The sequence below is a fragment of the Streptomyces sp. B6B3 genome, from assembly GCF_039871525.1.
GTDB lineage: Bacteria > Actinomycetota > Actinomycetes > Streptomycetales > Streptomycetaceae > Streptomyces.
The window spans coordinates 322064-348470 of the sequence record NZ_JBDPLU010000004.1 but is presented as its reverse complement, the minus strand read 5'-3'; the positions used below and the strand labels follow the sequence as shown (position 1 = coordinate 348470).

Below are 26407 nucleotides of genomic sequence, written 5' to 3'. Positions count from 1 at the left end.
GATCCCCGTCGTACCCTGGAAGCGATCGGCACGCCACCGCCATGGCGTGACGGCAGTCCAGCACAGAGAGGGATGAGCAGGCCCGCGACGGCCGCCCATGACGCAAACACCGACACACCAGGCACCCCAGGCCACCACCCCGGCCGACGCGGCGACCGCCAGGTTCACCGTGCCGGCGAAGCACCCCATGGTCACGGTGCTGGGCTCCGGAGACGCGCTGCTGCGCGTCATCGAGAAGGGCTTCCCCGAGACCGACATCCACGTCCGGGGGAACGAGATCAGAGCCACCGGGGAGCCGGACGAGGTCGCCCTCGTGCAGCGGCTCTTCGACGAGATGATGCTCGTGCTGCGCACCGGCCAGCCGCTCACGGAGGACGCGGTGGAGCGGTCCATCGCGATGCTGCGCGACGGCACCGGCGGCTCCGCCACCAGCCCCGCCCAGGTCCTGACGCAGAACATCCTGTCCAACCGCGGCAAGACCATCCGGCCCAAGACGCTGAACCAGAAGCGGTACGTCGACGCCATCGACCACCACACGATCGTCTTCGGCATCGGCCCGGCGGGCACCGGCAAGACGTACCTGGCCATGGCCAAGGCGGTGCAGGCCCTCCAGTCCAAGCAGGTCACCCGCATCATCCTGACCCGGCCGGCGGTCGAGGCGGGCGAGCGGCTCGGCTTCCTGCCCGGCACGCTCTACGAGAAGATCGACCCGTACCTGCGCCCGCTCTACGACGCGCTGCACGACATGCTCGACCCCGACTCCATCCCGCGGCTGCTCAGCGCGGGCACGATCGAGGTCGCGCCGCTGGCGTACATGCGCGGCCGGACGCTGAACGACGCGTTCATCATCCTGGACGAGGCGCAGAACACGAACCCCGAGCAGATGAAGATGTTCCTCACCCGGCTCGGCTTCGACTCGAAGATCGTGATCACCGGCGACGTCACCCAGGTGGACCTGCCGGGCGGCACCAAGAGCGGCCTGCGCCAGGTCCAGGACATCCTGCACGGCGTCGACGACGTCCACTTCTCGCGGCTCACCAGCCAGGACGTGGTCCGGCACAAGCTGGTCGGCCGCATCGTCGACGCGTACGAGCGCTTCGACGACCTGAACGACCGGCGCCGCCAGGACGACCAGTCAGGGAAGCACGGAAAGTAGCCACCGCGGACCATGGCGATCGAGGTCAACAACGAGTCGGGCGTGGAGATCGACGAGCGAGCCCTGCTCGACATCTCCCGGTACGCGCTGGCCAGGATGCGGATCCACCCGCTGTCCGAGCTCTCCGTGATCGCGGTCGACACCGCGGCCATGGAGCAGCTGCACCTCCAGTGGATGGAGCTGCCCGGGCCCACCGACGTGATGTCGTTTCCGATGGACGAGCTGCGCCCGCCCGCCAGGGACGACGAGGAGCCGGCCCAGGGCCTGCTCGGCGACGTGGTGCTCTGCCCCGAGGTGGCCAGGAGGCAGGGCGAGCAGGCCCCGACCCGGCACTCCATGGACGACGAGCTGCAACTGCTCACCGTGCACGGCGTGCTGCATCTCCTCGGGTACGACCACGAGGAGCCGGCCGCCCGGGCCGAGATGTTCGGCCTGCAGAAGGCCATCGTCGACGGCTGGCGGGCGGAGCAGGGCCTGCCAGGACCTTCCCCGGCCCCGACGATCACGTGACCGACACGACCGACCGACCATCCGAGGCCCAGGGCCCGGGGCCTGCGCTGGGCCCCCGCCCCGGGCCTGGGGAGGCATGACATGACTGGCGCGCTCCTCGTCTCGGTGCTTGCGCTGCTCTCCGCCGCCTGGCTGGCGTCCTGCGCCGAGGCCGGGCTGGCCGTCGTCACCAGCACGGGCGCCGAGGAGGCGGTCCGCGAGGGCCGGCGCGGCGCCCGTCGGCTGGCCCGGGTGGTGTCCGACCCCACCCGGTACCTGAATCTGGCGCTGCTGCTGCGGATCGCCAGCGAGATGGGCGCCGCGGTGCTGGTCACGCACGCCTGCCTGCGGGAGTTCCCCGAGGTGTGGCAGGCGCTGACCGCCGCGTTCGGCGTGATGGTGCTGCTGTCCTTCGTCGCGGTCGGCGTCTCGCCGCGCACCATCGGCCGGCAGCATCCGGTGATCACCACCATCGCGGCCGCCTACGTGCTGGTGCCGCTGGCCCGTGTGCTCGGCCCGCTGCCGGCCGCGCTGATCCTGCTGGGCAACGCGGTGACCCCCGGCAAGGGCTTCCGCCGGGGCCCGTTCGCCTCCGAGGCCGAGTTGCGCGCCATGGTCGACCTGGCCGAGCGCGAGTCGCTGATCGAGGACGCCGAGCGCCGCATGGTGCACTCCGTCTTCGAGCTGGGCGACACCCTGGTCCGCGAGGTGATGGTGCCGCGCACCGACATCGTCTCCATCGACCGGCACAAGAACCTCCGGCAGGCGCTGAGCCTGGCGCTGCGCTCCGGCTTTTCCCGGATCCCTGTCACCGGCGAGAGCGACGACGACATCGTCGGCATCGTCTACCTCAAGGACGTGGCCCGGGCCGTGCACATCAACCGGGAGGCCGAGGCCGAGTCGGCCGAGTCGCTGATGCGGCCCGCCACGTTCGTGCCGGACACGAAGAACGCCGGCGACCTGCTACGCGAGATGCAGCGGGACCGGATCCACGTCGCGGTGGTCATCGACGAGTACGGCGGCACGGCCGGCATCGTCACCATCGAGGACATCCTGGAGGAGATCGTCGGCGAGATCACCGACGAGTACGACACGGAGGCGCCGCCGGTCGAGTCGCTGGACGGCGTGGGCGCGTACCGGGTGACCGCCCGTCTCGACCTCGGCCACCTCGGCGAGTTGTACGGGCTGAAGCTGGACGACGAGGACGTGGAGACGGTCGGCGGGCTGCTCACCAAGGCACTGGGCCGGGTGCCGATCGCGGGCGCCGAGGCCGTTCTCGACCTGCCCAGGGAGCAGCACGGCCTGCCGTTGACCGGGCTGCGCCTGACCGCGGAGGCGCCCAGTGGGCGGCGCAACCGCATCGAGTGGGTCCGGGTGGAGCCCGTGCACGAGGCGGCGGACGACGCGTAGACCTTGCCGGTCCTGCCTGGCCGGTGTGGCCGGGGCCGCGAGGGCCGGTGCCCGCGCCGGTGGACGGCGCGCGGTGCCGCTGCCCTGCCGGGCCGTGGCGGGCCGGCCCGTTCACCCGAACGGCCGGCGGTCGGTGGCCGTCCGCCGGCCCCGGTGGCGCCATGGAACGCATGTACCTCAGGCGCTCTCCCCGCCCCGACCGGCTCGTGCGTCGCCTCGACCGCCGTACGCTCCGTCCCCGGCGTGCGCGGCTCTCCCGGCGCCGGGCCCTGTGGCTGGCCCTGCTGGGCGGCCTCGTCGCCCTCGGCCTGCTGGCACCCCTCGTCGTCAGCTCCGGTGGCACCGACCCGGCCGAGGCGGCCGACCCGGTCGGCACCCACGCCCTGGACGAGCAGGGGCTGCGCGGCGCGCTGCTCGACCCGATGGACTTCCCCGCCGGCTGGGCCAGCGACAGCCGGAAGGCCGCGGAACAGCGCGGCATCGGGGTGCCGCGGCCGCAGGAGGCGGCCTGCGGCGAGCTCTTCGAGAGCGGCGAGGAGATCACGGCGCGGGCCGGCTTCGCGCGCACCCAGAGCGGCCCCTTCGTCACCACGGTCGCCGCCGTGCACGAGAGCCCGGCGGACGCCGCCCGGGCGGTGGCCGCGTTCCGCGAGACGGTGGCCGAGGACTGCGACACCTTCCACGACAGCGAGGGCCCGGCCGCGGATCCGCTCACCGTGGCCTACCGGCTGGGCGAGCCCGACGCGCTGGAGACCGAGCTGGAGCGGCTCGGCGAGGCCGACGCGGACAGCGCCGCGCTCCGCTACCACCGGAAGGCGCCGGAGGGCGCGGCGGAGGTCGGCGGCACGGCCGTCATCGCCGACGTGATGATCGTCCGGGTCGGCACGCACACCGTCCGGGTCACCCAGGCCGGGCGCGACGACGCCGGCACCGGCAGCGTGGCGGAGATAGCGGCCCGCGCGGTGGACAAGCTCCAGGAGGTCTGCGCGGGCCAGACGCCGACGCCCGACCCGGACCAGCCCGGCACCACCGAGCTGTGAGCGGTCCAACGGACCGCATAGGCTCCTCCCATGACCGACACGACGGGCGGCGGCAACGGCGCCAACGGCGACCTCGACCCCGAGGACCGCAAGATCATCACGCTCGCGCGCGCGGCCCGCGCCCGGCGCGAGGGCGCCGCCGAAGGCGCGGCGGTGCGGGACGAGACGGGGCGCACCTACGTCGCGACCACCGTGCAGTTGGACTCGATCCAGCTGACCGCGCTCCAGGCCGCGGTGTCGATGGCCGTGGCCAGCGGTGCCGTCACGCTGGAGGCGGCGGCCCTGGTCTCCGAGGCCGAGGTGGTGCCGGACCACGACCTCGCCGCCGTGCGGGAGCTGGGCGGCCTCGGCGTCCCCGTACTGCTGGCTGGCCCGGACGGCCAGCTTCGTGCGACGATCGCGGGGTCATGAGCACCTCTGCCGAGCACCGCTCGGGCTTCGCCTGTTTCGTCGGCCGCCCCAACGCGGGCAAGTCGACCCTCACCAACGCGCTCGTCGGTACCAAGGTCGCGATCACCTCGAACCGGCCGCAGACCACCCGGCACTCGGTGCGCGGCATCGTGCACCGTCCCGACGCCCAGCTGGTGTTGGTGGACACCCCCGGGCTGCACAAGCCGCGCACGCTGCTCGGGCAGCGGCTCAACGACGTGGTCAGGGCGACCTGGGCCGAGGTCGACGTGATCGGCTTCTGCCTGCCGGCGAACGAGAAGATCGGGCCCGGCGACCGGTTCATCGCCAAGGAGTTGGCCCGCATCAGCCGCACCCCGAAGATCGCGGTGGTCACCAAGACGGACGTGGTGGACAGCCAGCTGCTGGCCGAGCGGCTGATCGACGTGGACCGGCTGGGCAAGGAGGTCGGCCTGGAGTGGGCGGAGATCGTGCCGGTCTCCGCCGTGACGGGCCGTCAGGTGGAGCTGCTCGCCGACCTCCTGGTGCCGCAGATGCCCGAGGGGCCGCCGCTGTACCCCGAGGGCGAGCTGACCGACGAGCCCGAGCAGGTCATGATCGCGGAGCTGATCCGGGAGGCCGCGCTGGAGGGCGTGCGGGACGAACTCCCGCACTCCATCGCCGTGGTGGTCGAGGAGATGCTGCCCCGCGAGGACCGCCCCGCGGACCGGCCGCTGCTCGACATCCACGCCAACCTCTTCATCGAGCGCACCAGCCAGAAGGGCATCGTGATCGGGCCCAAGGGCCAGCGCCTCAAGGACGTCGGTACCAAGGCCCGGCACCAGATCGAGGCCCTGCTGGGCACGCCCGTCTTCCTCGACCTGCACGTCAAGGTCGCCAAGGACTGGCAACGCGACCCCAAACAGCTCCGCCGCCTCGGTTTTTGACCGGCGCGCCTGCCGGCGGCTCCGCCGCCCAGCGTCGTTCCGCGCCTCCGGCGCGGCGGGGGCGCCACGAGCGCCGACACCCGGTGGCCGCCGGGCCGCTGGCCCGGCGGTGCCGCGCGCCCGCTGGCGGACGCGTGCCGCGCCGAAGCGGGTGTTGCCCCGGGAAGGGCTAGCGCCCTCGTCCGGGTGCCGCCCGGGAAGGGCTACGCGGCGTCGTCGGGGTGCCGCCCGGGAAGGGCTATGCGCCGCTGGCCGCCGCCGCCTCGGTGAGGAGGCGGTCGGTCTCCGCGGGTTGGAGGCGGAGCGAGACGCCGATCGCGCCGAGGATCTCGCGCTCCGACGGGCGGTACGCGCCGTCCGCCAGGGCGATCCGCGCGCCGTGCAGCAGCAGGCTGTGCCGGCCCGGCAGGGCGAGATGCGGTGCGAGGGCGACGAGCACCTCCCGGGCCTCGCGGTCCAACGCAGGCCGCCCGCCGGCCCACAGCGCCGCCTGAAGCGTCAGCAGCCGCTCCTCCGTGCAGTCGGCGAAGCCGGTCTCCCGCACCGACGCCACGGCCGCCCGGCGCGCCACGATGCGGTCGCCGCCGCCGCCCGCCAGCAGCGCGAGGGCGATCGTGTGCACCGCGTCCCGCAACAGCGCGGACAGCCGCGTCGTGGTGGGCTGTTCCAGGTCCACGACCGGGAAGTGGCCGTGGCACGAGGCGCACGCCACCACGGGATCCGCCGGACCCCTGGGCAGCACCGGCACGCCCAGCACCGTCAGCCGGCGGCGGCCGGCCAGCAGTTGGTAGCTGCGGTCGCCTCCGCACCCGGTGCAGAAGAACTCGCCGTCGTCGATGGCACGCCATGCCGTGCGCACGCCCGCCATCCGGTAAAGAATCCTCGGCCTGAAGCCGCCCCGACCCCTGGAGCGCACCACGCCGTACCTCCGTCATCCACTGGCCACACTGCCGTGGGCGTGATGTTAACCACACTCCACCGATGGCGTCAGTAGTGCGGAAGCACGAATCGGGCACTTCCCCAGGAGTCCCCAGGAGCCGGGACGCCCCGTACGGTCAGCCCCGCGCGGTCAGCCGCGAGCGGCGCGACCCGCGCGACCCGCACGCCCCGCCCGGTTGACGGCGGAGACGACGGCCTTGAGCGAGGCGCGGACGATGTTCGCGTCGATGCCGACGCCCCACCACACGCGTTCGCCGATCGCGCACTCGATGTAGGCGGCCGCCTGCGAGGTGGCGCCCTCACTCATCGTGTGCTCGACGTAGTCCAGCAGCCGGACCTCCTCGCCGACCACCCCGGCCGACTCCAGCGCGTCGAAGAACGCGGCCAGCGGCCCGTTCCCGGAGCCGGTCAGCACGGTGTCGGCGCCGTCCACGACGGCGTCGATCGTGAGCTCGTCGCGGCCGTCCACCCGGGTCGAGGTCTGCGCCTCGCGCAGCGCGATCCGGCCCCAGCCGTCGCCGGGCGCGGCCGTCGGCAGGTACTCGTCGGCGAAGACCTCCCAGATCTGCGCGGGCGTGACCTCGCCGCCCTCCGCGTCCGTCTTCTCCTGGATGATCCGGGAGAACTCCACCTGCATCCGGCGCGGCAGGTCCAGCTGGTGGTCGGTCTTCAGCACGTACGCGACGCCGCCCTTGCCGGACTGCGAGTTGACCCGGATCACCGCCTCGTAGCTGCGGCCCACGTCCTTCGGGTCGATCGGCAGGTACGGCACGTCCCACGGCAGCCGCTCGACCGGCACGCCGCGCTCGGTGGCCTCGTCCGCCATCGCGTCGAAGCCCTTCTTGATGGCGTCCTGGTGGGAGCCGGAGAAGGACGTGTAGACCAGGTCACCCACGTACGGGTGGCGCGGGTGCACCTCCATCTGGTTGCAGTACTCCCAGGTGCGGCGGATCCCGTCGATGTCGGAGAAGTCGATCTGCGGGTCGACGCCCTGCGAGAAGAGGTTCATGCCCAGCGTCACCAGGTCCACGTTGCCGGTGCGCTCGCCCTGGCCGAACAGGCAGCCCTCCACCCGGTCGGCGCCGGCCATCAGCGCCAGCTCGGCCGCGGCGACCGCGGTGCCCCGGTCGTTGTGCGGGTGCACCGACAGGCAGACGAACTCGCGGCGGCTCAGCTGGCGGCCCATCCACTCGAACCGGTCGGCGTACGTCGAGGGCGTGGACCGCTCGACCGTGGCCGGCAGGTTGAGGATGATCTCGCGGTCCGCGGCCGGCTGCCAGACGTCCATCACGCCCTCGCAGACCTCCAGCGCGAAGTCCAGCTCCGTGTCGGTGAAGATCTCCGGGCTGTACTGGTAGCCGAAGACGGTCCGGTCGTCCAGCAGCTTCTCGGCGCACTTCAGCACGTGCCGGGTGCCGTCCACCGCGATCTGCCTGACCTCGTCCCGGCCGCCGCGGAACACCACCCGGCGGAACGTCGGGGCGGTCGCGTTGTACAGGTGCAGCGTCGCCCGGGGCGCGCCGACCAGCGCCTCCACGGTCCGCTCGATCAGCTCCTCGCGGGCCTGGGTCAGCACCGAGATGGTGACGTCCTCGGGGATCGCGCCCTCCTCGATGATGGAGCGCACGAAGTCGAAGTCGGTCTGTCCGGAGGCGGGGAAGCCGACCTCGATCTCCTTGTAGCCCATGCGTACCAGCAGGTCGAACATGGCGCGTTTGCGGGTCGGCGACATCGGGTCGATCAGCGCCTGGTTGCCGTCCCGCAGGTCGGTGGAGAGCCAGCGGGGGGCCGCGGTGATGCGGTTGTTCGGCCAGCCGCGGTCCGGGACGTCGACCGCCTCGTACGGCCGGTAGCGGTGCGTCGGCATGCCCGAGGGGCGCTGCCGGACGCTGGCGGCGGTCAGCGGCGTGGGGGAGGTCGTGCGCGGGGGAGTGACGGAACTCATGATGCCGGATTCTCCTGGGGGGCGATCGTCTGCGAAGGGCCGACGGCAGCGCCGAACACCGCGGGGAGGGGGTCGGCCTGCTGGTGGTTACAGACCCTCGCCGCGGCGGCTAAGGAGGAGGCTCACGAAACGCATCGCCCGCACAGCGTACCCCGGGCCCGGCGCGACCCGGGCTCCCCATATCAGCATGCGAGACACGGCTGCCCCGCTGACGTGCCCCGTCGCGCCCGCTCACGCGCCCCTTCGCGCGCACCCCTGGGTGTACTCCCCCGGGAGTACCGCGCCCGCCGGGTCGCCGCGGGCAGTAGCGCCGACCTCGCTCCGCCGGCCGAGGAAACGGCGGCCGGCGGCCGGAAGGCTGGAGGCACCGAGAGCACTTCCGTACCGATCGCAGCAGGAACGATCGCAGAACGAAGGGGGCCCGCCGATGGGGGCCGCAGTCGTAGACACACACGCCGGCGAGCATTCGCCGCCCGGCGAACCGCCGCGCCCGTCCGGCCGGCGTCGCCTCGTCCCGTGGGCGGTCATCGCGCTGTGGGTGGCGGTGCTGGCGCTGGCCGGCCCGCTGGCCGGCAAGCTGGAGAGCGTCCAGGAGGACGAGACCGTCGACTACCTGCCGGCGAGCGCCGACTCCACGCAGGTGGTGGAGCTGGAGGAGCGGCTGCCGGGGGGCGAGGCCACCGAGCTGATCCTGGTCTACCAGCGCGACGCCGACCTCACCGCGGCCGACCGGGCCGCCGCCGACGAGCAGGTCGCCGACATCGCCGAGCGCTACTCGCTGACCGGCGACGGCACGCCCGAGGGCATACCGTCCGCGGACGGCGGCACCCTGATGTACCCGGTCGTGATCGGCGGACTGGCCGACCAGGAGGAGCGCCTGGCCGCGGTCGCCGACGTCCGCGAGCGGGTCGCCGAGGGACTGCCCGACGGGCTGGCCGTGAACGTCGGCGGCCCCGACGGGCTGGCGTACGACAACGACCAGGTGTTCGACTCGATCGACGGCACGCTGATGATGGTCACCGCCGCCATCGTCGCCGTGCTGCTGATCGTCACCTACCGAAGCCCGATGCTGTGGCTGCTGCCGCTGCTCGGCGTCGGCGTCTCCACCGGCGCCGCCATGGCCCTCGTCTACGGCCTCGTCCAGGCCTTCGACATCACCGTGAACGGCATGAACAGCGCGGTCATGACCGTGCTGATCTTCGGCGCCGGCACCGACTACGCGCTGCTGCTGGTCTCCCGCTACCGTGAGGAGCTGCGCCGCCACCCGCTGCCGTACGACGCCATGCTGCGCGCCATCCGCGGCTGCGGGCCCGCGCTGCTGGCCTCCGCCGGCACCGTGTCCGCGGGCCTGCTCTGCCTGATGGCCGCCGACCTCAACAGCACGGCGGGCCTCGGCCCGGTCGGCATCGCCGGCATCGTCTGCTCCCTGGTCGTGATGCTGACGCTGCTGCCGGCCCTGCTGGTGGTCTGCGGGCGCCGGGTGTTCTGGCCGTTCGTTCCCGAGTACGGCGCCGAGCCGAAGCAGCGGCGCGGCTACTTCGACCGCATGGGCGGTTCGGTCAGCCGCCGTCCGGTGGCGATCCTGGCCGGCGGCATGGCGCTGATGGGGGCGCTGGCCCTCGGCGTCTTCAACCTGCCGGGGCCGCTGAACACCGAGGACTCCTTCGTCGACACCCCCGAGTCGGTCACGGCGATGGAGCAGCTGGCCGAGGCGTACCCGGAGCAGAGCGCCCAGCCGATCACCGTGATGGCGCGCAGCGACCACGCCGAGACGGTGCTGGCGGAGGCCGTGGCCACCGAGGGCGTCGCCGACGCGCGGATCGGGCGCGGCGGCGACGGCTGGACGGAGATCAGCGTCTACGCGGTCGACCCGCCCGAATCGGACGGGGAGAAGGCCACCATCGAGGCGCTGCGCGACGGGCTGCACGAGGTGTCCGGAGCGGAAGCGGTGGTCGGCGGGCCGACGGCGCAGCAGATGGACCTGGCCGACACCAACGACCGGGACCGGCTGCTGGTCATCCCACTGGTGCTGGCGATGGTGCTGCTGATCCTGATGCTGCTGCTCCGCAGCGTCGTGGCGCCGGCCATCCTGCTGGCCGCGGTGGTCGCCTCCTGGGGCGCCGCCATGGGCATCGGCGGCCTGGTGTTCGGCCCGGTCTTCGGTTTCGAGGGCGCCGACCCGTCGCTCGCGCTGATCACCTTCGTGTTCGGCGTCGCCCTGGGCGTCGACTACGGCATCTTCCTGATGCACCGGATGCGCGAGGAGAACCTGGGCGGCCTGGCCACCCGGCAGGCCGCGCTCACCGCCCTGCGCACCACGGGCGGGGTGATCGCCTCGGCCGGCATCGTGCTGGCGGCCACCTTCGGGGTGCTGATGACGATGCCGATGGTGATGCTGATCGAGATCGGCTTCGTGGTGGCCGTCGGGGTGCTGCTCGACACCTTCCTGGTCCGCACCTACATCGTCACGTCCGCCAGTTGGCTGCTCGACCGCCGCGTCTGGTGGCCGGGGGCGCTGTCGAGGACCCGCGCCCGGCACGGGGGTGCGGGCGCGGGTCCCGACGGCGACGGGGACGGCGACCTGGACGACGGCGCCCCCGCGCGCACACCCGCCGGGGCGGGTGCCGCATGATGAACCTGTGGCCGTGCTGAGAACACTCTTTCGCCCTGAGGACCCGGCCGACCGCCGGGTCCTCAGGCAGGACGCCGGACTCACCCTGCTGGTCGCGGTCGCGTGCGCGTTCATGGGCCTGATGATCGAGCCGGACGGCCAGTCGTTGGACCCGCTCGGCTGGCTGCTGATGGGCCTTTCGGTGCTGCCCCTGGTGCTGCGCCGCCGCGCCCCCCTCATGGTGCTGCTCGCCCATCTCGCCTGCATCGCGCCGTTCCACCAGCTCAACTACTCGCACGCCGCGCCGGTCAGCGCGTCCGCCCTCGCGCTCTACACGGTCGCCGCCCAGGGGCCGCTCCGGCGCACCCTGGGCCTGGTCGGCTTCCTCGCCGTCCTCATCACCGCGGTGGCGGTGCCCTCGGGCGCGCAGGGCTTCGCGGACGTGCTGGGCGGCGCCGGCTGGCTGCTGACCGTCATCGTGCTCGGCGAGGCCGTGCGCCTGCACGGCCAGTACGTCGCCGCCATCAAGGAGCGGGCCGAGCGCGCCGAACGCACCCGCGAACAGGAGGCGGCCCGCCGGGTCGCCGAGGAGCGGCTGCGCATCGCCCGGGACCTGCACGACCTGCTGGCGCACAGCATCACCCTGATCGGGGTGCGGGCGTCGGTCGCCTCGCACATCCTCATCGCCGATCCCGAGCGGCTGGACCGGGCGGCGGTGGCCGAGGCGCTGGACGGCATCTCCGCGACCTGCCGCGACGCCCGCGCGGAGCTCCGCACGACGCTCCAGGTGCTGCGCGGCGACGAGCCGGCCGACGCGCGCGAGGGCCACGACCCGCTGCCCGACCTGTCGGGCATCCCCGATCTGGTCCGCACGGCCGAGGCGGCCGGCGCGCGGGTCGGGCTGGCGCTCGACGTGCCCCACCCGGTGCCGCCGGTGGCCAGCGCCGCCGCGTACCGCATCGTCCAGGAGGCGCTGACCAACGCGGTCCGGCACGCCGGCGCCGACGTCAGGATCCAGGTGACCATCCGGCGCAGCGGCCCGGTGCTGTGCATCGACGTCACGGACGACGGCGCGGTGCGCCTGCCGGCGCAGGCGCAGTCCGGCGGGCCGACCGGCGCCGAGGACGGTCCTGCGGGAGGCGCCGAGCCGGCGGGTGGCGGCTACGGCATCAGCGGCATGCGGGAGCGGGCCCGCAGCATGGGCGGCTCCCTCATCGCCGCACCCCGCCAGAACGCCCCCGGCTTCACCGTCACCGCCCAACTCCCGGTAGTGCCAACCACGGAGCCCGACTCGGAGCCAACCACGGAGCTCGACTCGGAGCCGCGCCCGGAGCGACTCGGGGAGCAGCCCGCCGAACGCACCGCCACGGCGCCGGTCACCGAACCGTCGCCGCCGGCGCCCACCGAGCGGCCCGCCGTGCCCACCGCCGAGCGGCCGGCCGAGCCGTCCGCAGGACACGCCGCCCAGCCGTCCGCGGGACGCCCCGTCGCGCCGGCGGCCGAACCGTCGCCGGTCGCCGCCGAGTCGTCCGCAGGACACGCCGTCGCGCCGGCGGCCGAACGGTCGCCGGTCACCGCCGAGCCGTCCGCAGGACACCCCGCCGAGGAGCGACCGTGACCACCCAGGACCGCGACATCCGCGTGCTCCTCGCCGACGACCAGACGCTGGTCCGTTCCGCCTTCGCCATGCTCGTGGAGTCCGCGCCCGGCATGGCCGTGGTCGGCCAGGCGGGCAGCGGCCGGGAGGCCGTCGAGCTGACCCGGGCCACCCGCGCCGACCTGGTGGTCATGGACATCCGGATGCCCGATCTCGACGGCATCGAGGCGACCCGCCGGATCGCCGCCGACGAGGACCTGGCGGGCGTGAAGGTGCTGGTGCTGACGACCTATGACACCGACGAGCACGTCGTGGAGGCGCTGCGCGCCGGGGCGTCGGGCTTCCTGGTCAAGGACACCCAGCCGGCGGAACTGCTCGACGCCATCCGCACCGTGGCCGCCGGGGACGCGCTGCTGTCGCCGGGACCCACCGCCCGCCTCATCGCCCGCGCGCTGCGCGCCCCCGTCGCGCCGGCGTCCGACGCCGTGCCGCCGGGCCTCGCCCCGCTCTCCGACCGGGAACGGCAGGTCCTCGGCCTGGTCGCGCGCGGCCTCAACAACGCCGAGATCGCCGACACCCTCGGGCTCTCCCCGTTGACCGCCAAGACCCACGTCAGCCGCATCATGGGCAAGCTCGCGGCCCGGGACCGGGCGCAACTCGTCATCGCGGCCTACGAGACGGGGCTGGTGACCCCGGGCGTCCAGGGCTGAGCCCGGTCACACCCGGAGCAGCGCCGTCACCAGGTCGATGTCCTGCGACAGCAGCCGGCCGGGTAGCTGGTCCCCGTGCTGTGGCACGGTGACCCGGACGCCCGGCACGTCGCCCTCCAGCAGCGTGACCTCGCTGCCACGGAACCGGTCGCCGCCGCCCTCGATCTCCTGCCGCAGCCGTTGGGCGGCCTGCTCGGCCGTGGCCTCGCTGTCGTTGGTGACGCACAGCACCTCGGACGTCTCCTCGGGCGACTCGGCCACCTGGCCGATGGCGTAGGAGGTCATGGGGTCGCCGGGGAACCCCTCGGCGAAGTCCGCCCGGTACACGTCGCCCAGGCACTCGCTCAGCGCCGGGTACCGCGGCTCCTCGGTCAGCGGCCGCCCCGCCGTGAACACGGACGGGTCGAAGTCGCCGCCCTGTCCCCAGGAGATCCGCTCGTCGGTCACCCGCAGCGTCAGCTCGACGTCGGGCGCCTCCCACACCGGCCCGCCGTCGGCCTCGCGTTCGGTGTACCCGTCGTCCGCCAGGTCGGAGGCGACCGCCGCCGCGTCGAACTCGCCGGCCCAGAAACCGTGGTAGCTGTCCCGGCCGACGGTGACGGCGAGCTCGGCGTTCTCCGGCTCCATGCCGTACCGGTGGTCCGGCACCGCGAAGTCCCGCAGCAGCGGAGTGCCGAGCTGGTCCACGACGGCGAACCGCCGCTCGTCCTCGGCGAGCAGCTCGTTCGCCCGTTCCGCGTCCACCACGGTCACGGCGGCCGGCGGCTCGTCCGTGAACCGCACCTGTTCGAGCGCGTCCGTGACGAACGCGTCGGCACCGTCGTCCGATCCGGAGCACCCCGACGCCACGGCCACCAGGGCCGCGCAGAGGAGCGCGACACGACATCGTGCGCCTATGCCAGACACCATGCGCCGGAGCCTAACCACCCCACCCACCCCGCCACCACACCGCCGCATCACGCCCAACGGCCCCCCGCGCGACTTCGTGCGCGGCACGTCCCGCTTTCTGGGACGCTACGCGCACGTACTCGTTCGACGGAGTCCGTGGGGGGACGCACCGTGGAGACGTTGGCGCTCGACGGCCGCTGAACGTCGACCATGTCCTCCGGGCGCTGGGATGCGGCCACTTCACCTTCCTCGTCGGTCTCATCGGCCGCGTTCCCAGCGAGCGGGCGGCCGAGGTGCTCGACGCGTTGGATGACCTCCACGACGACGAGTTGGACGGGGCCTACAGGGGCGAGCTCATCACCAAACGACTCGCACTCGCGCAGTTGCTGCGAGCGATCGAGGAGAATGCCGACGAGCCCGAGTTTTCCCCCGACTGCTTGCCCACCTGTCGGGCGGGAACCACGTGACACGCGACAGCGCCTACGCCGCCCTCCACGCCGTCTCCCGCCGGGCCCGCCTCCTGCCCGATCACACCGTCACGCCGGCGTCGTAGTGGGCCGCCTGGGTGGGGGGCATGCGGCGGACGGCGAGGATCGCCGTGTCGTCGGTGAGGCGGCCGCCGGTGTGGGCCAGGACCGCCTGTCGGACCAGGTCGACGAGATCGGCCGGCGCCGTGCTGGCGGCCGTCGTCAGGCGGTCGGCGACGGGGAGGAACGTCCCGTGGCGGTCCCGGGCCTCGGTGACGCCGTCGGTGAAGAGGAGCAGCGTCTCGGACGGTTCGAAGGGGACCCGCAGCACCGGGGGCACCCCGCCGTCGGCCAGACGGGACAGGCCGAGCGGCCGGCCCACGCCCTCCGGGAGGGAACGCAGACCGCGCGGACCGAGGACGAGCGGGCTCGCGTGGCCGAAGTTGACCAGGTCCAGGAAACGCCCCTCCCGGCCCGGCGGGAAGCCGACGAGCACGGCCGTGGCGAAGCGCTCGTCGCCCTGGCCGAGCCGGGCGGCCAGCCGGTTGTGGCGGTTCATGCGCAGTTCCAGGCGTTCCGCGAGCGTCGTCAGGTCCGCCTCGTGGTAGCCCGCTTCGCGGAACGTGCTGAGCAGCGCCGCCGCCGCGTCCACCGCCGTGGTGCCCTTGCCCTGCACGTCGCCCAGCAGCACCCGCGGACCGTGCGGGGAGGGCTGCACGTCGAAGAAGTCGCCGCCCACCCGGGCCGCGACGTCCGCTGACAGGTAGGCGCTGGCCGACTCCAGGCCGCCGGCGCCCTGTGGGATGGGGCGCAGCACCGCGAGCCGGGTGGCCTCGGCGGCGTTCTCCACGCTCAGCAGGTGCGTCAGGGCCCGGCGCCGCAGCCACGCCGCCAGCACGGAGAGGCCGCCGCCGACGAGCACCAGCAGGAAGTCGTCGGGTCCCTCCCGCTGGTCGCTGGCCCAGGTGAGGTCGACCAGCGGGTAGGTGACGGCTGAGGCGGCGGCGAGGAGGGTGGTGGCCCAGACGCCGCAGACGGCGGCCGCGATGGCCGGCACCAGCACGATCCAGGTGATGATCCGGAAATCGCCGCTCGTGGCCCAGTCGACGAGCGGAATGGCGACCAGCAGCAGCGCCGGGAGCAGCCAGGAGACGTCCATCCGGCCCATGCGGAGCACGGGCTCGGCGGCGGCCAGCAGCGGTCGGCGCCGGCGCTCCGCCCGGCGTCGCGCTGTGTGGTCCACCCCTTCACCATCCGTGGGGCGCGGCGCGGGCGCCCGCCGGCGCCCGGGGACGCTGGGCCGATCAGGGCATCCGCGCCCGGCCACGCCCCGGCGCGGATGCGTGAGAATGGCCGCATGAGCCTGTTCCGCGACGACGGCATCGTGCTGCGCACCCAGAAGCTGGGGGAGGCGGACCGGATCATCACGTTGCTCACCCGCGGTCACGGCCGGGTGCGCGCGGTGGCCAGGGGCGTGCGGCGCACGAAGTCGCGGATCGGCGCGCGGCTGGAGCCGTTCGGCCACGTGGACGTGCAGTTCTTCGCGCGCGGCGGCCAACTGATCGGCCGGGGGCTGCCGCTGTGCACCCAGACCGAGACGATCACGCCGTACGGCCGGCACATCGTGGACGACTACGCCCGCTACACGGTGGGCACGGCGATGCTGGAGACGGCGGAGCGGTTCACGGACCACGAGGGCGAGCCCAACGTGCAGCAGTACCTGCTGCTGGTGGGCGGCCTGCGGGCGCTGGCCGGCGGGGAGCACCCGCCGGGGCTGGTGCTCGACGCGTTCCTGCTGCGCTCGCTCGCGGTGGGCGGCTACGCGCCGAGCTTCGACGACTGCGCACGGTGCGGGCTGCCGGGCCCGAACCGCTTCTTCTCGGTGTCGGCGGGCGGCTCGATATGCGGCGACTGCCGGGTGCCGGGCAGCGTCGTGCCGTCGCCCGAGGCGTTGCGGCTGCTGGGCGCGCTGCTGACCGGGGACTGGGCGACGGCCGAGGCGACCGAGTCCCGGCACGTTCGGGAGGGCAGCGGCCTGGTGTCGGCGTATCTGCACTGGCACCTGGAACGAGGGCTGCGTTCGCTCAGGTTCGTCGAGAAGACCTGACCGGGATACCCTCGGCCTGGGGCGCGTCGCGAAGTCCACACGACCCTCCCCCAGGCCCTGGGGGCCTGGGGGTACCCCCAACGACGACCGGCACGCACATCTGCTGCGGTGCCGAATCGCGCGAGTACGGAAAAGTACGAGCTGCGATCCGGCGCCTTGCAGCTGCACGCGCCACGGGGGCACCCCCAGGCCCTCCAGGGCCTGGGGGAGCCGCATGGGCCGCCCGGGACTTCGCGACACGCCCTCGGACGCTCGTCGTCCTGTCCCACCGTCTCGACCTGTGGAGTCGCTCCATGGCCCGCCGCGGCACCTTCTCCCGGCAGCGTCGTCAGTACCGCGCCCCCGACCCGCATCCCTCGGGCGCCCGGCCTCCCAAGTTGCCGGGTGAGCTGATCCCGCGGCACGTGGCGATCGTGATGGACGGCAACGGGCGCTGGGCCAAGGCTCGGGGGCTGCCGCGCACCGAGGGGCACAAGCTCGGCGAGGCCGTGGTGCTGGACGTGGTGCAGGGCTGCCTGGAGCTGGGCGTGCGGAACCTCTCGGTGTACGCATTCTCCACGGAGAACTGGAAGCGTTCGCCGGACGAGGTGCGCTTCCTCATGGAGTTCAACCGCGACGTCATCGCCCGGCGCACGCACCAGTTGCACGCGCTGGGCGTGCGGGTGCGCTGGGCGGGGCGGGAGCCCAAGTTGTGGAAGTCCGTGGTCCGGCAGCTGCAGTACGCCGAGGAGGTCACCCGGGACAACGACGCCATGACGCTGTACATGTGCGTCAACTACGGCGGCCGGGCGGAGATCGCCGACGCCGCGGCCCGGCTGGCGGCCGACGTGGCGGCGGGGCGGCTGGCGCCGTCGAAGGTCAACGAGAAGACCCTCACGCGGTACATGTACCACCCGGACATGCCCGACGTGGACCTCTTCCTGCGCCCCTCGGGCGAGCAGCGCACGTCCAACTACCTGATATGGCAGAGCGCCTACGCGGAGATGGTGTACCAGGACGTGCTGTGGCCGGACTTCGACCGGCGCAACCTCTGGTCCGCCTGCGTCGAGTACGCCTCACGCGACCGCCGCTTCGGCGGGGCGATCCCCAACGAGGTCACCACCTGAGGCGTCGGCTGAGTCCCCGCCCTGGTCCTCGTCCGGGTGCCCGCCCGAGTCCTCGCTGAGTCCTTGCCCGGGGGCCCGACCGGGTGCCCGCCCACGTCCACGCAGGTCAGGCGCTCTGTCGCGGGCGTCGTGTCCATGTCACTCTCGATCGGATATCCCAACTCCTGTTCGAGGGGCGTACGTTGACTCGAAGTGGTATACGCGCGTTGCTCTGCCTGTCGTTGACGGGCCTGCTGGCCCCCGTTCTCGGGGCGCCGCCCGCCGCCGCCCAGCCGGGGACCCAGCCGTTATCCTCCGTCTCCGCGCTCGGGGCCGAGGTCGAGCCGTGGGACTCGGGCCCCCAGGAGCCGAGGGCCGAGCACGAGACGCTCAGCGAGTGGGAGCAGGAGCTCGCCGCCCTGGCCTATCCGGGCGCCGGCGAGCCCGCGCCCGCCAGCGACTACGCCCTGACCGCCGGCAGCGACCTGAGCGGCCGGATCGCCGACCTGGCGGCCTCGTTGCCCGACCAGGAGGTGGTCGACCTGCTGGGCCAGGCCAACCGCGAGCTGCGCACCGGCTCGTCCTGCCCCGACCCGTTCGGCGAGGGTGACGGCGGCCTGCCGCCGGTGACTCCCTCGGACGTGTACTGCTTCGAGGAGGACGACTCCGTCACCACGGAGTGGATCCCGCAGGCGGTCACCGGGGTCTCCGACGCCGAGGAGGACGAGGTGCTGGGCTCCGACCGCGAACCCGTCCTGGTGAGCTGGTACGACAGCCAGAACCCGGGCCGCGAGAACGGCTGCACCAGCTCCGAGAACGACTCGTGCAACGAGAAGGGCGTGCGCGTCTCGTTCGTCGACCCGGACACCGGCGAGTACCGCCACGTGCTGCTGGTCTGGCCGTACTACAACTCCTACGACCACATCTCCTTCGACGCCGTGCACGCCAGCGAGAACCCCATGCAGGACGGCATCCACGCCGGCGGCATGGCCTGGTACGGCAACTACCTCTTCGTCGCCGACACCCTCGACGGCATCCGGGTCTTCGACATGCGGTACGTCCTCGACCTCAACCCCGACCAGAACGCCGACGTCAACGACCCGACCCCGGACGGGCTGACCAGCGACGTCACCGACCTGCGCCAGGTGGGACGGCAGAGCAACGTCTGGTACAGCTACGGCTACCGCTACGTCATGCCGCAGGTGGCCACCTGGACCTACTCGGCCACCCAGTACAACGACGGCGAGGGGCCGTGCGCCGACGTCGGCGCCCCCAAGGCGTCCTACCTCTCGATCGACCGCAGCGGCGACGACCAGCTCGTGGTGGGCGAGTACTGCACGCCCACCTCCGACCTGCCCTCGGCCGGTCGGGTGGGCGCCTGGCCGCTGTCCGGCCTCACCGGCTCGGGCTCCACGGTCAGCGCCGATCCCGCCTCCACCTACTTCACGCCCACCTACCAGCTCCAGGGCGTGGCCCGCTACGACGGGGCCTACTACTTCAACCAGAGCCACCTCTACAGCAACGGCAGCCTGTGGCGCGGCGCGGTCGTCGACGGCGCCCTGTCGATCACCGGACCCGAGCTGCGCACGGCGGTCGGCCCCGAGGACCTCTACTACGAGCGCGGCGCGGCCAGCGGCCTACCCCGCCTCTGGTCGGTCTCGGAACACCGCGAGAACATCAGCGACCCGTCCTGCTCGACCTCCGACAACACCCCCTGCGGCCGGGTCCTCTACGCCCACGCCGTCAGCGACCTCGCCGCCCTCCTGGGGGCGCGGGACACGACCTGACGCCCACCCGAGGCCAGGGCCGAGGCAGGAAGCCCCTGGGCGCTCCGCCGGGTGGCCGCCCGGCGGAGCGCCCAGGGGCTCAGCGTCAGTCGGCGTCAGCCGTGCTCGGCGTCGCTCTTCGCGCAGTCGCCGCAGGTGCCGAAGATCTCCAGGGTGTGGCCGATGTCGACGAAGCCGTGCTCGCGGGCGACGGTGTCGGCCCACTTCTCCACCGCCGGGCCCTCCACCTCCACGGCCTTGCCGCAGGAGCGGCAGACCAGGTGGTGGTGATGGTCGCCGGTGCTGCAGCGGCGGTACACCGCCTCGCCCTCGTTGGTGCGCAGCACGTCGACCTCGCCCGCGTCGGCGAGGGACTGCAGGGTGCGGTAGACGGTGGTCAGGCCGACCGAGTCGCCTCGGTGCCTGAGCATGTCGTGCAGCTCCTGGGCGCTGCGGAACTCGTCCACCTCGGCCAGCGCCGCCGCCACCGCCGCTCGCTGGCGGGTCGAACGGCCGCGTACCGGTGGTCCTGCCGTTCCCACGTCTGCCTCCCTGCGTCGTGACTGCCTCGTCAGGGTAACGGCTACCGGACCGTATCCGGCTCGGTCGCGAGGTGCCGCCCGGCCTTGACGTCCCCGTCCGGGGTCCGCTCCGCCGCCGCGGCGCGGCGCCGGGACAGGGGTAGGGCCAGCAGCGAGACCAGCAGGAACAGGCCGAGGGCGATCAGCACGATCGTGGCGCCCGGCGGCACGTCCTGGTAGTAGGAGGTGACCGTGCCGGACACGGACACCAGCACCCCGCCCAGCACGGCCAGCGCCAACGTGGCCGCGAAGCCGCGGGTCAGCTGTTGGGCGGCCACCACCGGGATCACCATCAGCGCGCTGACCAGCAGCAGGCCGACCACCCGCATGGCGACGGTGACGGTGGCGGCGGCCGTGACGGCCAGCAGCAGGTTCAGGGCGCGCACCGGCAGGCCGGTGACCCGGGCGAACTCCTCGTCCTGGCAGACCGCGAACAGCTGCCGCCGCAGCCCCAGGCAGACGGCGAGCACGAACCCCGACAGCACCAGGATGGCGGTGATGTCCTCCGGCGAGACGGTGGTGACCGAGCCCCACAGATAGGAGGTGAGGTTGGCCGTGGAGCCGCCGGGGGCCAGGTTGATGATCATGACGCCGCCGGCCATGCCGCCGTAGAAGAGCATGGCGAGCGCGACGTCGCCGCGGGCCCGGCCCGAGGAGCGCAGCAGTTCCATCGCGACGGCGCCGACGGCGGAGACCGCCACCGCCATCCACACCGGGTTGGTGCTCAGCCAGAAGCCGAGGGCGACGCCGGTCAGCGCCACGTGCCCGATGCCGTCGCCCATCAGCGCCTGCCGCCGCTGCACCAGGTAGATGCCGACGGCCGGGGCGGCGATTCCGATCAGCAGCGCGGCCAGCAGGGCGCGCTGCATGAAGGCGTAGTCCAGCACCTCGAACATGGGACCTCCTGGGCCTTCAGAGAATGCCGGTCTGGAGCCGCGGCTCGGCGGACGGCTCCAGTGCGTCCTCGGGGTGGCAGGGGTGGGCGTCCGGCAGCTGGGTCGGGGTCTCGACGCTCTGCTCCACGCGGCCGTGGGCCAGCACCACGGCCCGGTCGATCAGCGGCCGGAGCGGCCCGAGCTCGTGCAGCACCAGCAGCACGGCGGTCCGCCTGCCGATCTCGCCCCGCAGCGTCTCGGCGAGCACCCGCTGGCTCGGCAGGTCGACGCCGGCCAGCGGCTCGTCCATGATCAGCAGCTCCGGCTCGCCGGTCAGCGCGCGGGCGATGAGCACTCGCTGGTGCTGGCCGCCGGAGAGCGCGTTCACCGATTCGCCGGCCCGGTCGGCCAGGCCCACCAGGTCGAGCGCGCGGTCCACGGCGGCGCGGTCGGCGCGGGTGAGCGGGCGCAGGCCGCGGCGGGCCAGCCGTCCCGACGAGACGATCTCCCGCACGGTGGCAGGCACCCCGCCGGCGGCGGTGGAGCGCTGCGGCACGTAGCCGACGCGGCGCCAGTCGCGGAACCGGCGGACCGGGGTGCCGAACAGCGTGAGCTCGCCGCCGGACAGCGGGACCTGGCGGACCGCGGCCCGCACCGCGGTCGACTTGCCGGAGCCGTTGGCGCCGAGCAGGGCGGCCACCTCGCCGGGGCGCACGGTCAGGTCGATGCCGCGGAGCACCGGCCGGCCGCCCAGCTGGGCGGTCACCCCGGCCATGGCGAGGACGGGCTCGGCGGATATCCCCCCGGGTATGGCGGGCTCGGCTCCGCCCTTCGTCGCTTGCCTCATGTCGCGGTCCTATCCGAGTGCTGTCCTGGTCCCTTTTCGAGTCCTGGAGCGTGCTGGTCGCGTGCTGGTTGCGTGCTGGTCGAGTGCTATCCGAGTGCTTCGCGTAGTGCGTCGAGGTTGGCGCGCATCACCTCGAAGTAGTCAGCGCCGGGGGAGTCGTCGGTGATTCCCTCGACGGGGTCCAGCACCGCCGTGCGCAGCCCGAGGTCGTCCGCCAGGGTGCGGGCGGTCTCGTCGCTGGCCAGGGTCTCGAAGAAGACGGTGCTGACGTTCTCCTCCGCCGCGACGTCGTGCAGCTCGCGCATCCGCTCGCCGCTCGGCTCGGACTCCGGGTCGAGGCCGGCGATGGCCTCCTCGTGCAGCCCGTAGCGCTCGGCGAGGTAGCCGAAGGCGGCGTGGTTGGTGATGAACGTGTCCGTGCGGGTGTCGGCCAGGCCCGCGGCGAACTCCTCGTCGAGCTCACCCAGGTCGGCCACCAGCCGGTCGGCGTTGCGCTGGTAGGCGTCGGCGTGGTCGGGGTCGGCCTCGGCCATGGCGTCCGCGACGCCCGCGGCGACCTCGGCGTAGCGCACCGGGTCGAGCCAGACGTGCGGGTCCCGGCCCTCGTGGTCGTGCCCGTCGTCCGCGTGCTCCTCCTCGGCGTGCTCCTCCTCGGCATGGTCCTCGCCGGAGTGGTCCTCGTGCTCGTCGTGCGCCTCCAGTGAGGTGAAGGAGGACGCCTCGGCGACGTGCTCCACGCCCGACTGCTCGACGGCCTCGTCGACGGCCGGCTGCAGACCCGCCAGGTAGACGACGAGGTCCGCCTCGGTCAGCTCCGCGGTCTGCTGCGGGCTGAGCTCCAGATCGTGCGGCTCGGCGCCGGGCTCGGTCAGCGTGGTGACCGAGACGTGCTCACCGCCGATCCGCTCGGCCAGGAACGCCATGGGGTAGAAGGACGCGGCCACGTCGAGGGTGCCGTCGGAGCCACCGCCCTCGTCGGTGCCGCAGGCGGACGCGGCCAGCAGGCCGAGCGCCGTGGCACCGGCGGCGAGAATCCGCCCGGAGGCGGAGCTGGCTATTCGAGGGCGGCGTCGAGCTGTCATGACAGCCATTTTCAAGTGAGATGGAAACCATTGTCAAACGTCCGTGCGTGATCGGTCCTGCCGGACCGCGAGGCGTCGCCATCCCGCCACGTTTTGCCACGATTCCGGCGGCGCCTCGTCACGAGGACGAGTCGGCCGCTAACCGATTTGCTGCCGCCCCCTCGAACGGCAGTAACCTGAACCAATTCCATCTGGTCCCTCGTCCCGAAGAGAGCACCGTGGCCGCCGACAAGATCGACACCATCGTCAGCCTGAGCAAGCGCCGTGGCTTCGTCTACCCGAGCAGCGAGATCTACGGCGGACAGCGCGCCGCCTGGGACTACGGGCCGCTGGGAGTGGAGCTGAAGGAGAACGTCAAGCGCCAGTGGTGGCGCGCCATGGTCACCTCGCGGGACGACGTCGTGGGCATCGACTCGTCGGTCATCCTGGCCACCGAGGTGTGGGCGGCGTCCGGTCACATCGCCACCTTCACCGACCCGCTCACCGAGTGCACCTCCTGCCACCGGCGGTTCCGCGCGGACCACCTGGAGGAGGCGTACGAGGAGAAGCACGGCCACGCCCCGGCGCAGGGCCTGGCCGACATCAACTGCCCCAACTGCGGGAACAAGGGCGGTTTCACCGAGCCCAAGCAGTTCTCCGGGCTGCTGGCCACGCACCTCGGCCCGACCCAGGACTCCGGCTCGGTGGCCTACCTGCGGCCCGAGACCGCGCAGGGCATCTTCACCAACTTCGCGGCGGTGCAGCAGACCTCGCGCCGCAAGCCGCCGTTCGGCATCGCCCAGATGGGCAAGTCCTTCCGGAACGAGATCACCCCGGGGAACTTCATCTTCCGCACCCGGGAGTTCGAGCAGATGGAGATGGAGTTCTTCGTCAAGCCGGGCGAGGACGAGACCTGGCACGGGTACTGGATGGAGCAGCGCTGGAACTGGTACCGCGACCTCGGCCTGTCCGAGGAGAACATGCGGTGGTTCGAGCACCCCAAGGAGAAGCTCTCCCACTATTCCAAGCGCACGGTCGACATCGAGTACCGGTTCAACTTCGCCGGCTCCGAGTTCGGTGAGCTGGAGGGCATCGCCAACCGCACCGACTACGACCTCAACGCGCACTCGAAGGCGTCGGGGCAGGACCTGAGCTACTTCGACCAGGAGGCCGGGGAGCGCTGGACGCCGTTCGTCATCGAGCCGGCGGCCGGCGTCGGCCGGACCATGCTGGCGTTCATGCTCGACGCCTACCGCGAGGACGAGGCGCCCAACGCCAAGGGCAAGATGGAGAAGCGCGTCGTGATGCGGCTCGACCCCCGGCTGGCGCCGGTGAAGGTCGCGGTGCTGCCGCTGTCGCGTAACCCGCAGCTCTCGCCCAAGGCCAAGGATCTGGCGGCCTCGCTGCGGAAGCACTGGAACATCGAGTTCGACGACGCCGGCGCCATCGGCCGCCGCTACCGCCGCCAGGACGAGATCGGCACGCCGTACTGCGTGACCATCGACTTCGACACCCTGGAGGACAACGCGGTGACCGTCCGCGAGCGGGACAGCATGCGGCAGGAGCGGGTCTCCCTGGACCAGGTGGAGGGCTATCTGGCCGGCCGCCTGATCGGCTGCTGAACGCCTGCTGATCGCCTGCTGAAGGCGCGTTCCAGGACCCCTGAGCGGTCGGTCCCCCGATGCCCGGGCCCGGCCGCTCAGGCCCGCAGGCCGCGCTGCACCAGCTCGCGCACGGCGCGGAACGCCTCCGCCACCCCCGGCCTGGTCCACTCGGGCGCGTGCACCGGGTCGTGGAAGTGGGCGGTGGCCTGGAACACCGCGCGGGCCGCGGTGGCCGGGTCCGCGACCATCTCGGGACCGTCGCCCCCGGGCGCCGGAGCGGCGAACTCGCCCTGGGCGCGGCCGTCCTCGATGATCCGGGCGAGCTGCGCCTCCAGGTCGGTGATGTGCTGGTCCACCACCCCGCCGAGCTCGCCGATCAGCGTCTGGTACGTCGCGAAGAGCTCCGGATCGTCGCCCGCCTTGTGCCGCTTGGCCTCGAACAGGCCGGTCAGCCAGCGGTCGAGCCGCTCCCCGGCCGGCCCGTCGTCGGCCACCACCGACTCCAGCTCGGCGGCGGTCCGGTCCAGCCAGCGCTTGATCACCGCGCCGCGCAGCGCCGCCTTCGTGGGGAAGTGCCGGTAGACCGAACCGTGGCTGACGCCCAGGGCCCGGGCCACGTCCACCACGGTGGCCTTGGCCGGACCGTACCGCCGGAGCACCTCCTCGGTGGCCTCCAGGATGCGCTCGGGAGTCAGCGTCTCGGTCATCGGCTCCTTCTCGATCCGGCTCGATCCCGACGGCGTCGGCCCGTCCCCGCGGCCCCGCCCGGAACGGCTAGCGCTCGCTGTCCAGATGCCCCATCTGGGCCGCCGGATAGCGCTCGCCGGCCGCCGAACCGGCCGGAACGGCCCGCTCGATCGCGGCGAGGTCTTCGGCGTCGAGGGTAACCTCCAGCGCGCCGAGCGACTCCGCCAGCCGCTCCCTGCTGCGGGCGCCGACCAGCGGCACGATGTCCTCGCCCTGGGCGAGCACCCACGCGATGGCGATCTGCGCGACCGACACGCCCTTGTCCGCGGCGATCTCCCGCAGCGCCTCGACCAGGGTGAGGTTGTGCTGGAGGTTCTCGCCGGAGAAGCGGGGGCTCATGCCGCGGAAGTCGCGCGCGCCCAGCCGCCGGTCGGCCGACCAGTGACCGCTGATCAGCCCGCGGGAGAGCACGCCGTACGCCGTCATGCCGATCTTCAGCTCCCGCAGCGTCGGCAGGATGTCCCGCTCGACGCCCCGGGATATCAGCGAGTACTCGATCTGGAGGTCGGCTATCGGGGCGGTCGCGGCGGCCCGGCGAAGGGTGTCCGCGCCCACCTCGGACAGCCCGATGTGGCGCACGTGCCCGGCCTGGACCAGGTCGGCGATCGCGCCGACCGTCTCCTCGATCGGCACGGCCGGGTCGACCCGGGCGATGCGGTAGACGTCGATGTGGTCCAGGCCGAGGCGCTGCAGCGAGTACGCCGCGAAGTTCCGCACGGCGTCGGGGCGTCCGTCGTATCCGGTGAAACCGCCCTCGACGGTCCGCAGGGCGCCGAACTTGACGCTGGTCAGCGCCCGCTCCCGGGCCTCGGCCGGGGCGGAGCGCAGGGCCTCGCCGATCAGCATCTCGTTGTGCCCCATGCCGTAGAAGTCGCCCGTGTCGAGCAGGGTGACGCCGGCGTCCAGGGCGGCGTGGATGGTGGCGATGGACTCGCCGCGGTCGGCGTCGCCGTACAGCGCGGACATGCCCATGCAGCCGAGGCCGAGCGCGGCCGTGGTCGGCCCGGTCGCGCCGAGCGTCCGGGTCGCGGGCCGAGCAGTGGGCTTCGACGCGGGCTGCGACGCGAGCTCCGACGCGGGCTGCGGGGCGGCCTGCGGTGTGGGCTGCGGTGTGGAGGTCGTCATGCGTCGAGCGTGCCACACCGAAT

23 protein-coding genes are annotated in these 26407 nt (G+C 73.0%); 13 read left to right on the top strand and 10 right to left on the bottom strand.

Going from position 1 to position 26407, the window contains the following annotated elements; all coding sequences use genetic code 11:
• Window positions 1–97: 97 nt before the first annotated feature.
• The 6 genes from ABGB06_RS11760 to era all read left to right on the top strand — a co-directional run bounded on the left by ABGB06_RS11760 (window position 98) and on the right by era (window position 5429).
• On the top strand, window positions 98–1156 hold the full coding sequence (locus ABGB06_RS11760; RefSeq protein WP_347588118.1) for a PhoH family protein: 1059 nt from the start codon (window positions 98–100) through the stop codon (window positions 1154–1156).
• 12 nt (window positions 1157–1168) lie between these two features.
• On the top strand, window positions 1169–1666 hold the full coding sequence (gene ybeY, locus ABGB06_RS11755) for an rRNA maturation RNase YbeY (protein WP_347588116.1): 498 nt from the start codon (window positions 1169–1171) through the stop codon (window positions 1664–1666).
• An 81-nt stretch (window positions 1667–1747) separates the two neighbouring features.
• Window positions 1748–3055: a hemolysin family protein gene (locus tag ABGB06_RS11750; RefSeq protein WP_347588114.1), complete on the top strand. Its 1308-nt coding sequence runs from the start codon at window positions 1748–1750 to the stop codon at window positions 3053–3055.
• A 161-nt stretch (window positions 3056–3216) separates the two neighbouring features.
• A complete protein-coding gene (locus ABGB06_RS11745) occupies window positions 3217–4095 on the top strand; it encodes a hypothetical protein (RefSeq protein ID WP_347588113.1) in 879 nt (292 codons plus the stop codon).
• A gap of 30 nt (window positions 4096–4125) precedes the next feature.
• Window positions 4126–4506 carry a cytidine deaminase gene (locus ABGB06_RS11740; RefSeq protein WP_347588111.1) on the top strand — a complete coding sequence of 127 codons (381 nt, stop codon included), beginning with the start codon at window positions 4126–4128 and terminating at the stop codon, window positions 4504–4506.
• Window positions 4503–5429 carry a GTPase Era gene (era, locus tag ABGB06_RS11735; protein ID WP_347588109.1) on the top strand — a complete coding sequence of 309 codons (927 nt, stop codon included), beginning with the start codon at window positions 4503–4505 and terminating at the stop codon, window positions 5427–5429. The genes ABGB06_RS11740 and era overlap by 4 nt, the downstream gene beginning before the upstream one ends.
• Before the next feature lie 238 nt (window positions 5430–5667).
• On the opposite strand, the gene ABGB06_RS11730 is transcribed toward era, so the two are convergent.
• Both ABGB06_RS11730 and leuA read right to left on the bottom strand, forming a co-directional pair.
• Window positions 5668–6297, bottom strand: coding sequence for a TerB family tellurite resistance protein (locus tag ABGB06_RS11730; protein ID WP_347588108.1), 630 nt, complete (start codon window positions 6295–6297; stop codon window positions 5668–5670).
• A 201-nt stretch (window positions 6298–6498) separates the two neighbouring features.
• Complete coding sequence (leuA, locus tag ABGB06_RS11725; protein ID WP_347588107.1) at window positions 6499–8313, bottom strand: 2-isopropylmalate synthase; 1815 nt, start codon at window positions 8311–8313, stop codon at window positions 6499–6501.
• A gap of 427 nt (window positions 8314–8740) precedes the next feature.
• On the opposite strand from leuA, the gene ABGB06_RS11720 reads away from it, so the two are divergent.
• From ABGB06_RS11720 to ABGB06_RS11710, 3 genes are read left to right on the top strand one after another with little or no spacing between them, the layout of a single operon-like run.
• Window positions 8741–10945 carry an MMPL family transporter gene (locus ABGB06_RS11720; RefSeq protein ID WP_347588106.1) on the top strand — a complete coding sequence of 735 codons (2205 nt, stop codon included), beginning with the start codon at window positions 8741–8743 and terminating at the stop codon, window positions 10943–10945.
• A gap of 13 nt (window positions 10946–10958) precedes the next feature.
• The gene (locus tag ABGB06_RS11715; RefSeq protein ID WP_347588105.1) at window positions 10959–12542 is read left to right on the top strand and encodes a histidine kinase; all 1584 of its coding nucleotides are present in this window, start codon (window positions 10959–10961) and stop codon (window positions 12540–12542) included.
• Window positions 12539–13231: a response regulator transcription factor gene (locus ABGB06_RS11710; protein WP_347588104.1), complete on the top strand. Its 693-nt coding sequence runs from the start codon at window positions 12539–12541 to the stop codon at window positions 13229–13231. The genes ABGB06_RS11715 and ABGB06_RS11710 overlap by 4 nt, the downstream gene beginning before the upstream one ends.
• Before the next feature lie 6 nt (window positions 13232–13237).
• Here the strand turns inward: ABGB06_RS11710 and ABGB06_RS11705 are convergent, their stop codons facing one another.
• Window positions 13238–14140 carry a hypothetical protein gene (locus tag ABGB06_RS11705; protein ID WP_347588102.1) on the bottom strand — a complete coding sequence of 301 codons (903 nt, stop codon included), beginning with the start codon at window positions 14138–14140 and terminating at the stop codon, window positions 13238–13240.
• Window positions 14141–14647: 507 nt separating this feature from the next.
• Window positions 14648–15829, bottom strand: coding sequence for a PP2C family protein-serine/threonine phosphatase (locus tag ABGB06_RS11700; protein WP_347588100.1), 1182 nt, complete (start codon window positions 15827–15829; stop codon window positions 14648–14650).
• Window positions 15830–15943: 114 nt separating this feature from the next.
• Here ABGB06_RS11700 and recO point away from each other — a divergent pair, with 114 nt between their 5' ends.
• The 3 genes from recO to ABGB06_RS11685 all read left to right on the top strand — a co-directional run bounded on the left by recO (window position 15944) and on the right by ABGB06_RS11685 (window position 19565).
• Window positions 15944–16693, top strand: coding sequence for a DNA repair protein RecO (recO, locus tag ABGB06_RS11695; protein WP_347588098.1), 750 nt, complete (start codon window positions 15944–15946; stop codon window positions 16691–16693).
• Window positions 16694–16986: 293 nt separating this feature from the next.
• Window positions 16987–17799 (top strand): isoprenyl transferase, encoded by an 813-nt coding sequence (locus ABGB06_RS11690; RefSeq protein WP_347588096.1) that lies wholly within the window; start codon window positions 16987–16989, stop codon window positions 17797–17799.
• 182 nt (window positions 17800–17981) lie between these two features.
• Window positions 17982–19565, top strand: coding sequence for a hypothetical protein (locus ABGB06_RS11685; protein ID WP_347588094.1), 1584 nt, complete (start codon window positions 17982–17984; stop codon window positions 19563–19565).
• 95 nt (window positions 19566–19660) lie between these two features.
• On the opposite strand, the gene ABGB06_RS11680 is transcribed toward ABGB06_RS11685, so the two are convergent.
• From ABGB06_RS11680 to ABGB06_RS11665, 4 genes are all read right to left on the bottom strand, one after another.
• Entirely contained in the window at window positions 19661–20086 is a 426-nt protein-coding gene (locus tag ABGB06_RS11680) for a Fur family transcriptional regulator (RefSeq protein WP_347588092.1), read from the bottom strand.
• A gap of 41 nt (window positions 20087–20127) precedes the next feature.
• Window positions 20128–21021 (bottom strand): metal ABC transporter permease, encoded by an 894-nt coding sequence (locus ABGB06_RS11675; RefSeq protein WP_347588091.1) that lies wholly within the window; start codon window positions 21019–21021, stop codon window positions 20128–20130.
• A 16-nt stretch (window positions 21022–21037) separates the two neighbouring features.
• The gene (locus ABGB06_RS11670) at window positions 21038–21847 is read right to left on the bottom strand and encodes an ATP-binding cassette domain-containing protein (RefSeq protein WP_347588089.1); all 810 of its coding nucleotides are present in this window, start codon (window positions 21845–21847) and stop codon (window positions 21038–21040) included.
• 86 nt (window positions 21848–21933) lie between these two features.
• Window positions 21934–22938, bottom strand: coding sequence for a metal ABC transporter substrate-binding protein (locus ABGB06_RS11665; protein ID WP_347588087.1), 1005 nt, complete (start codon window positions 22936–22938; stop codon window positions 21934–21936).
• A gap of 209 nt (window positions 22939–23147) precedes the next feature.
• On the opposite strand from ABGB06_RS11665, the gene ABGB06_RS11660 reads away from it, so the two are divergent.
• Window positions 23148–24530 (top strand): glycine--tRNA ligase, encoded by a 1383-nt coding sequence (locus ABGB06_RS11660; RefSeq protein WP_347588085.1) that lies wholly within the window; start codon window positions 23148–23150, stop codon window positions 24528–24530.
• Window positions 24531–24607: 77 nt separating this feature from the next.
• Here ABGB06_RS11660 and ABGB06_RS11655 read toward each other — a convergent pair whose 3' ends face one another.
• Together ABGB06_RS11655 and ABGB06_RS11650 are read right to left on the bottom strand one after the other, a co-directional pair.
• Window positions 24608–25219 (bottom strand): TetR family transcriptional regulator, encoded by a 612-nt coding sequence (locus ABGB06_RS11655; RefSeq protein WP_347588083.1) that lies wholly within the window; start codon window positions 25217–25219, stop codon window positions 24608–24610.
• Between the two features lie 67 nt (window positions 25220–25286).
• Window positions 25287–26384 (bottom strand): aldo/keto reductase, encoded by a 1098-nt coding sequence (locus ABGB06_RS11650; RefSeq protein WP_347588082.1) that lies wholly within the window; start codon window positions 26382–26384, stop codon window positions 25287–25289.
• Window positions 26385–26407: the final 23 nt, after the last annotated feature.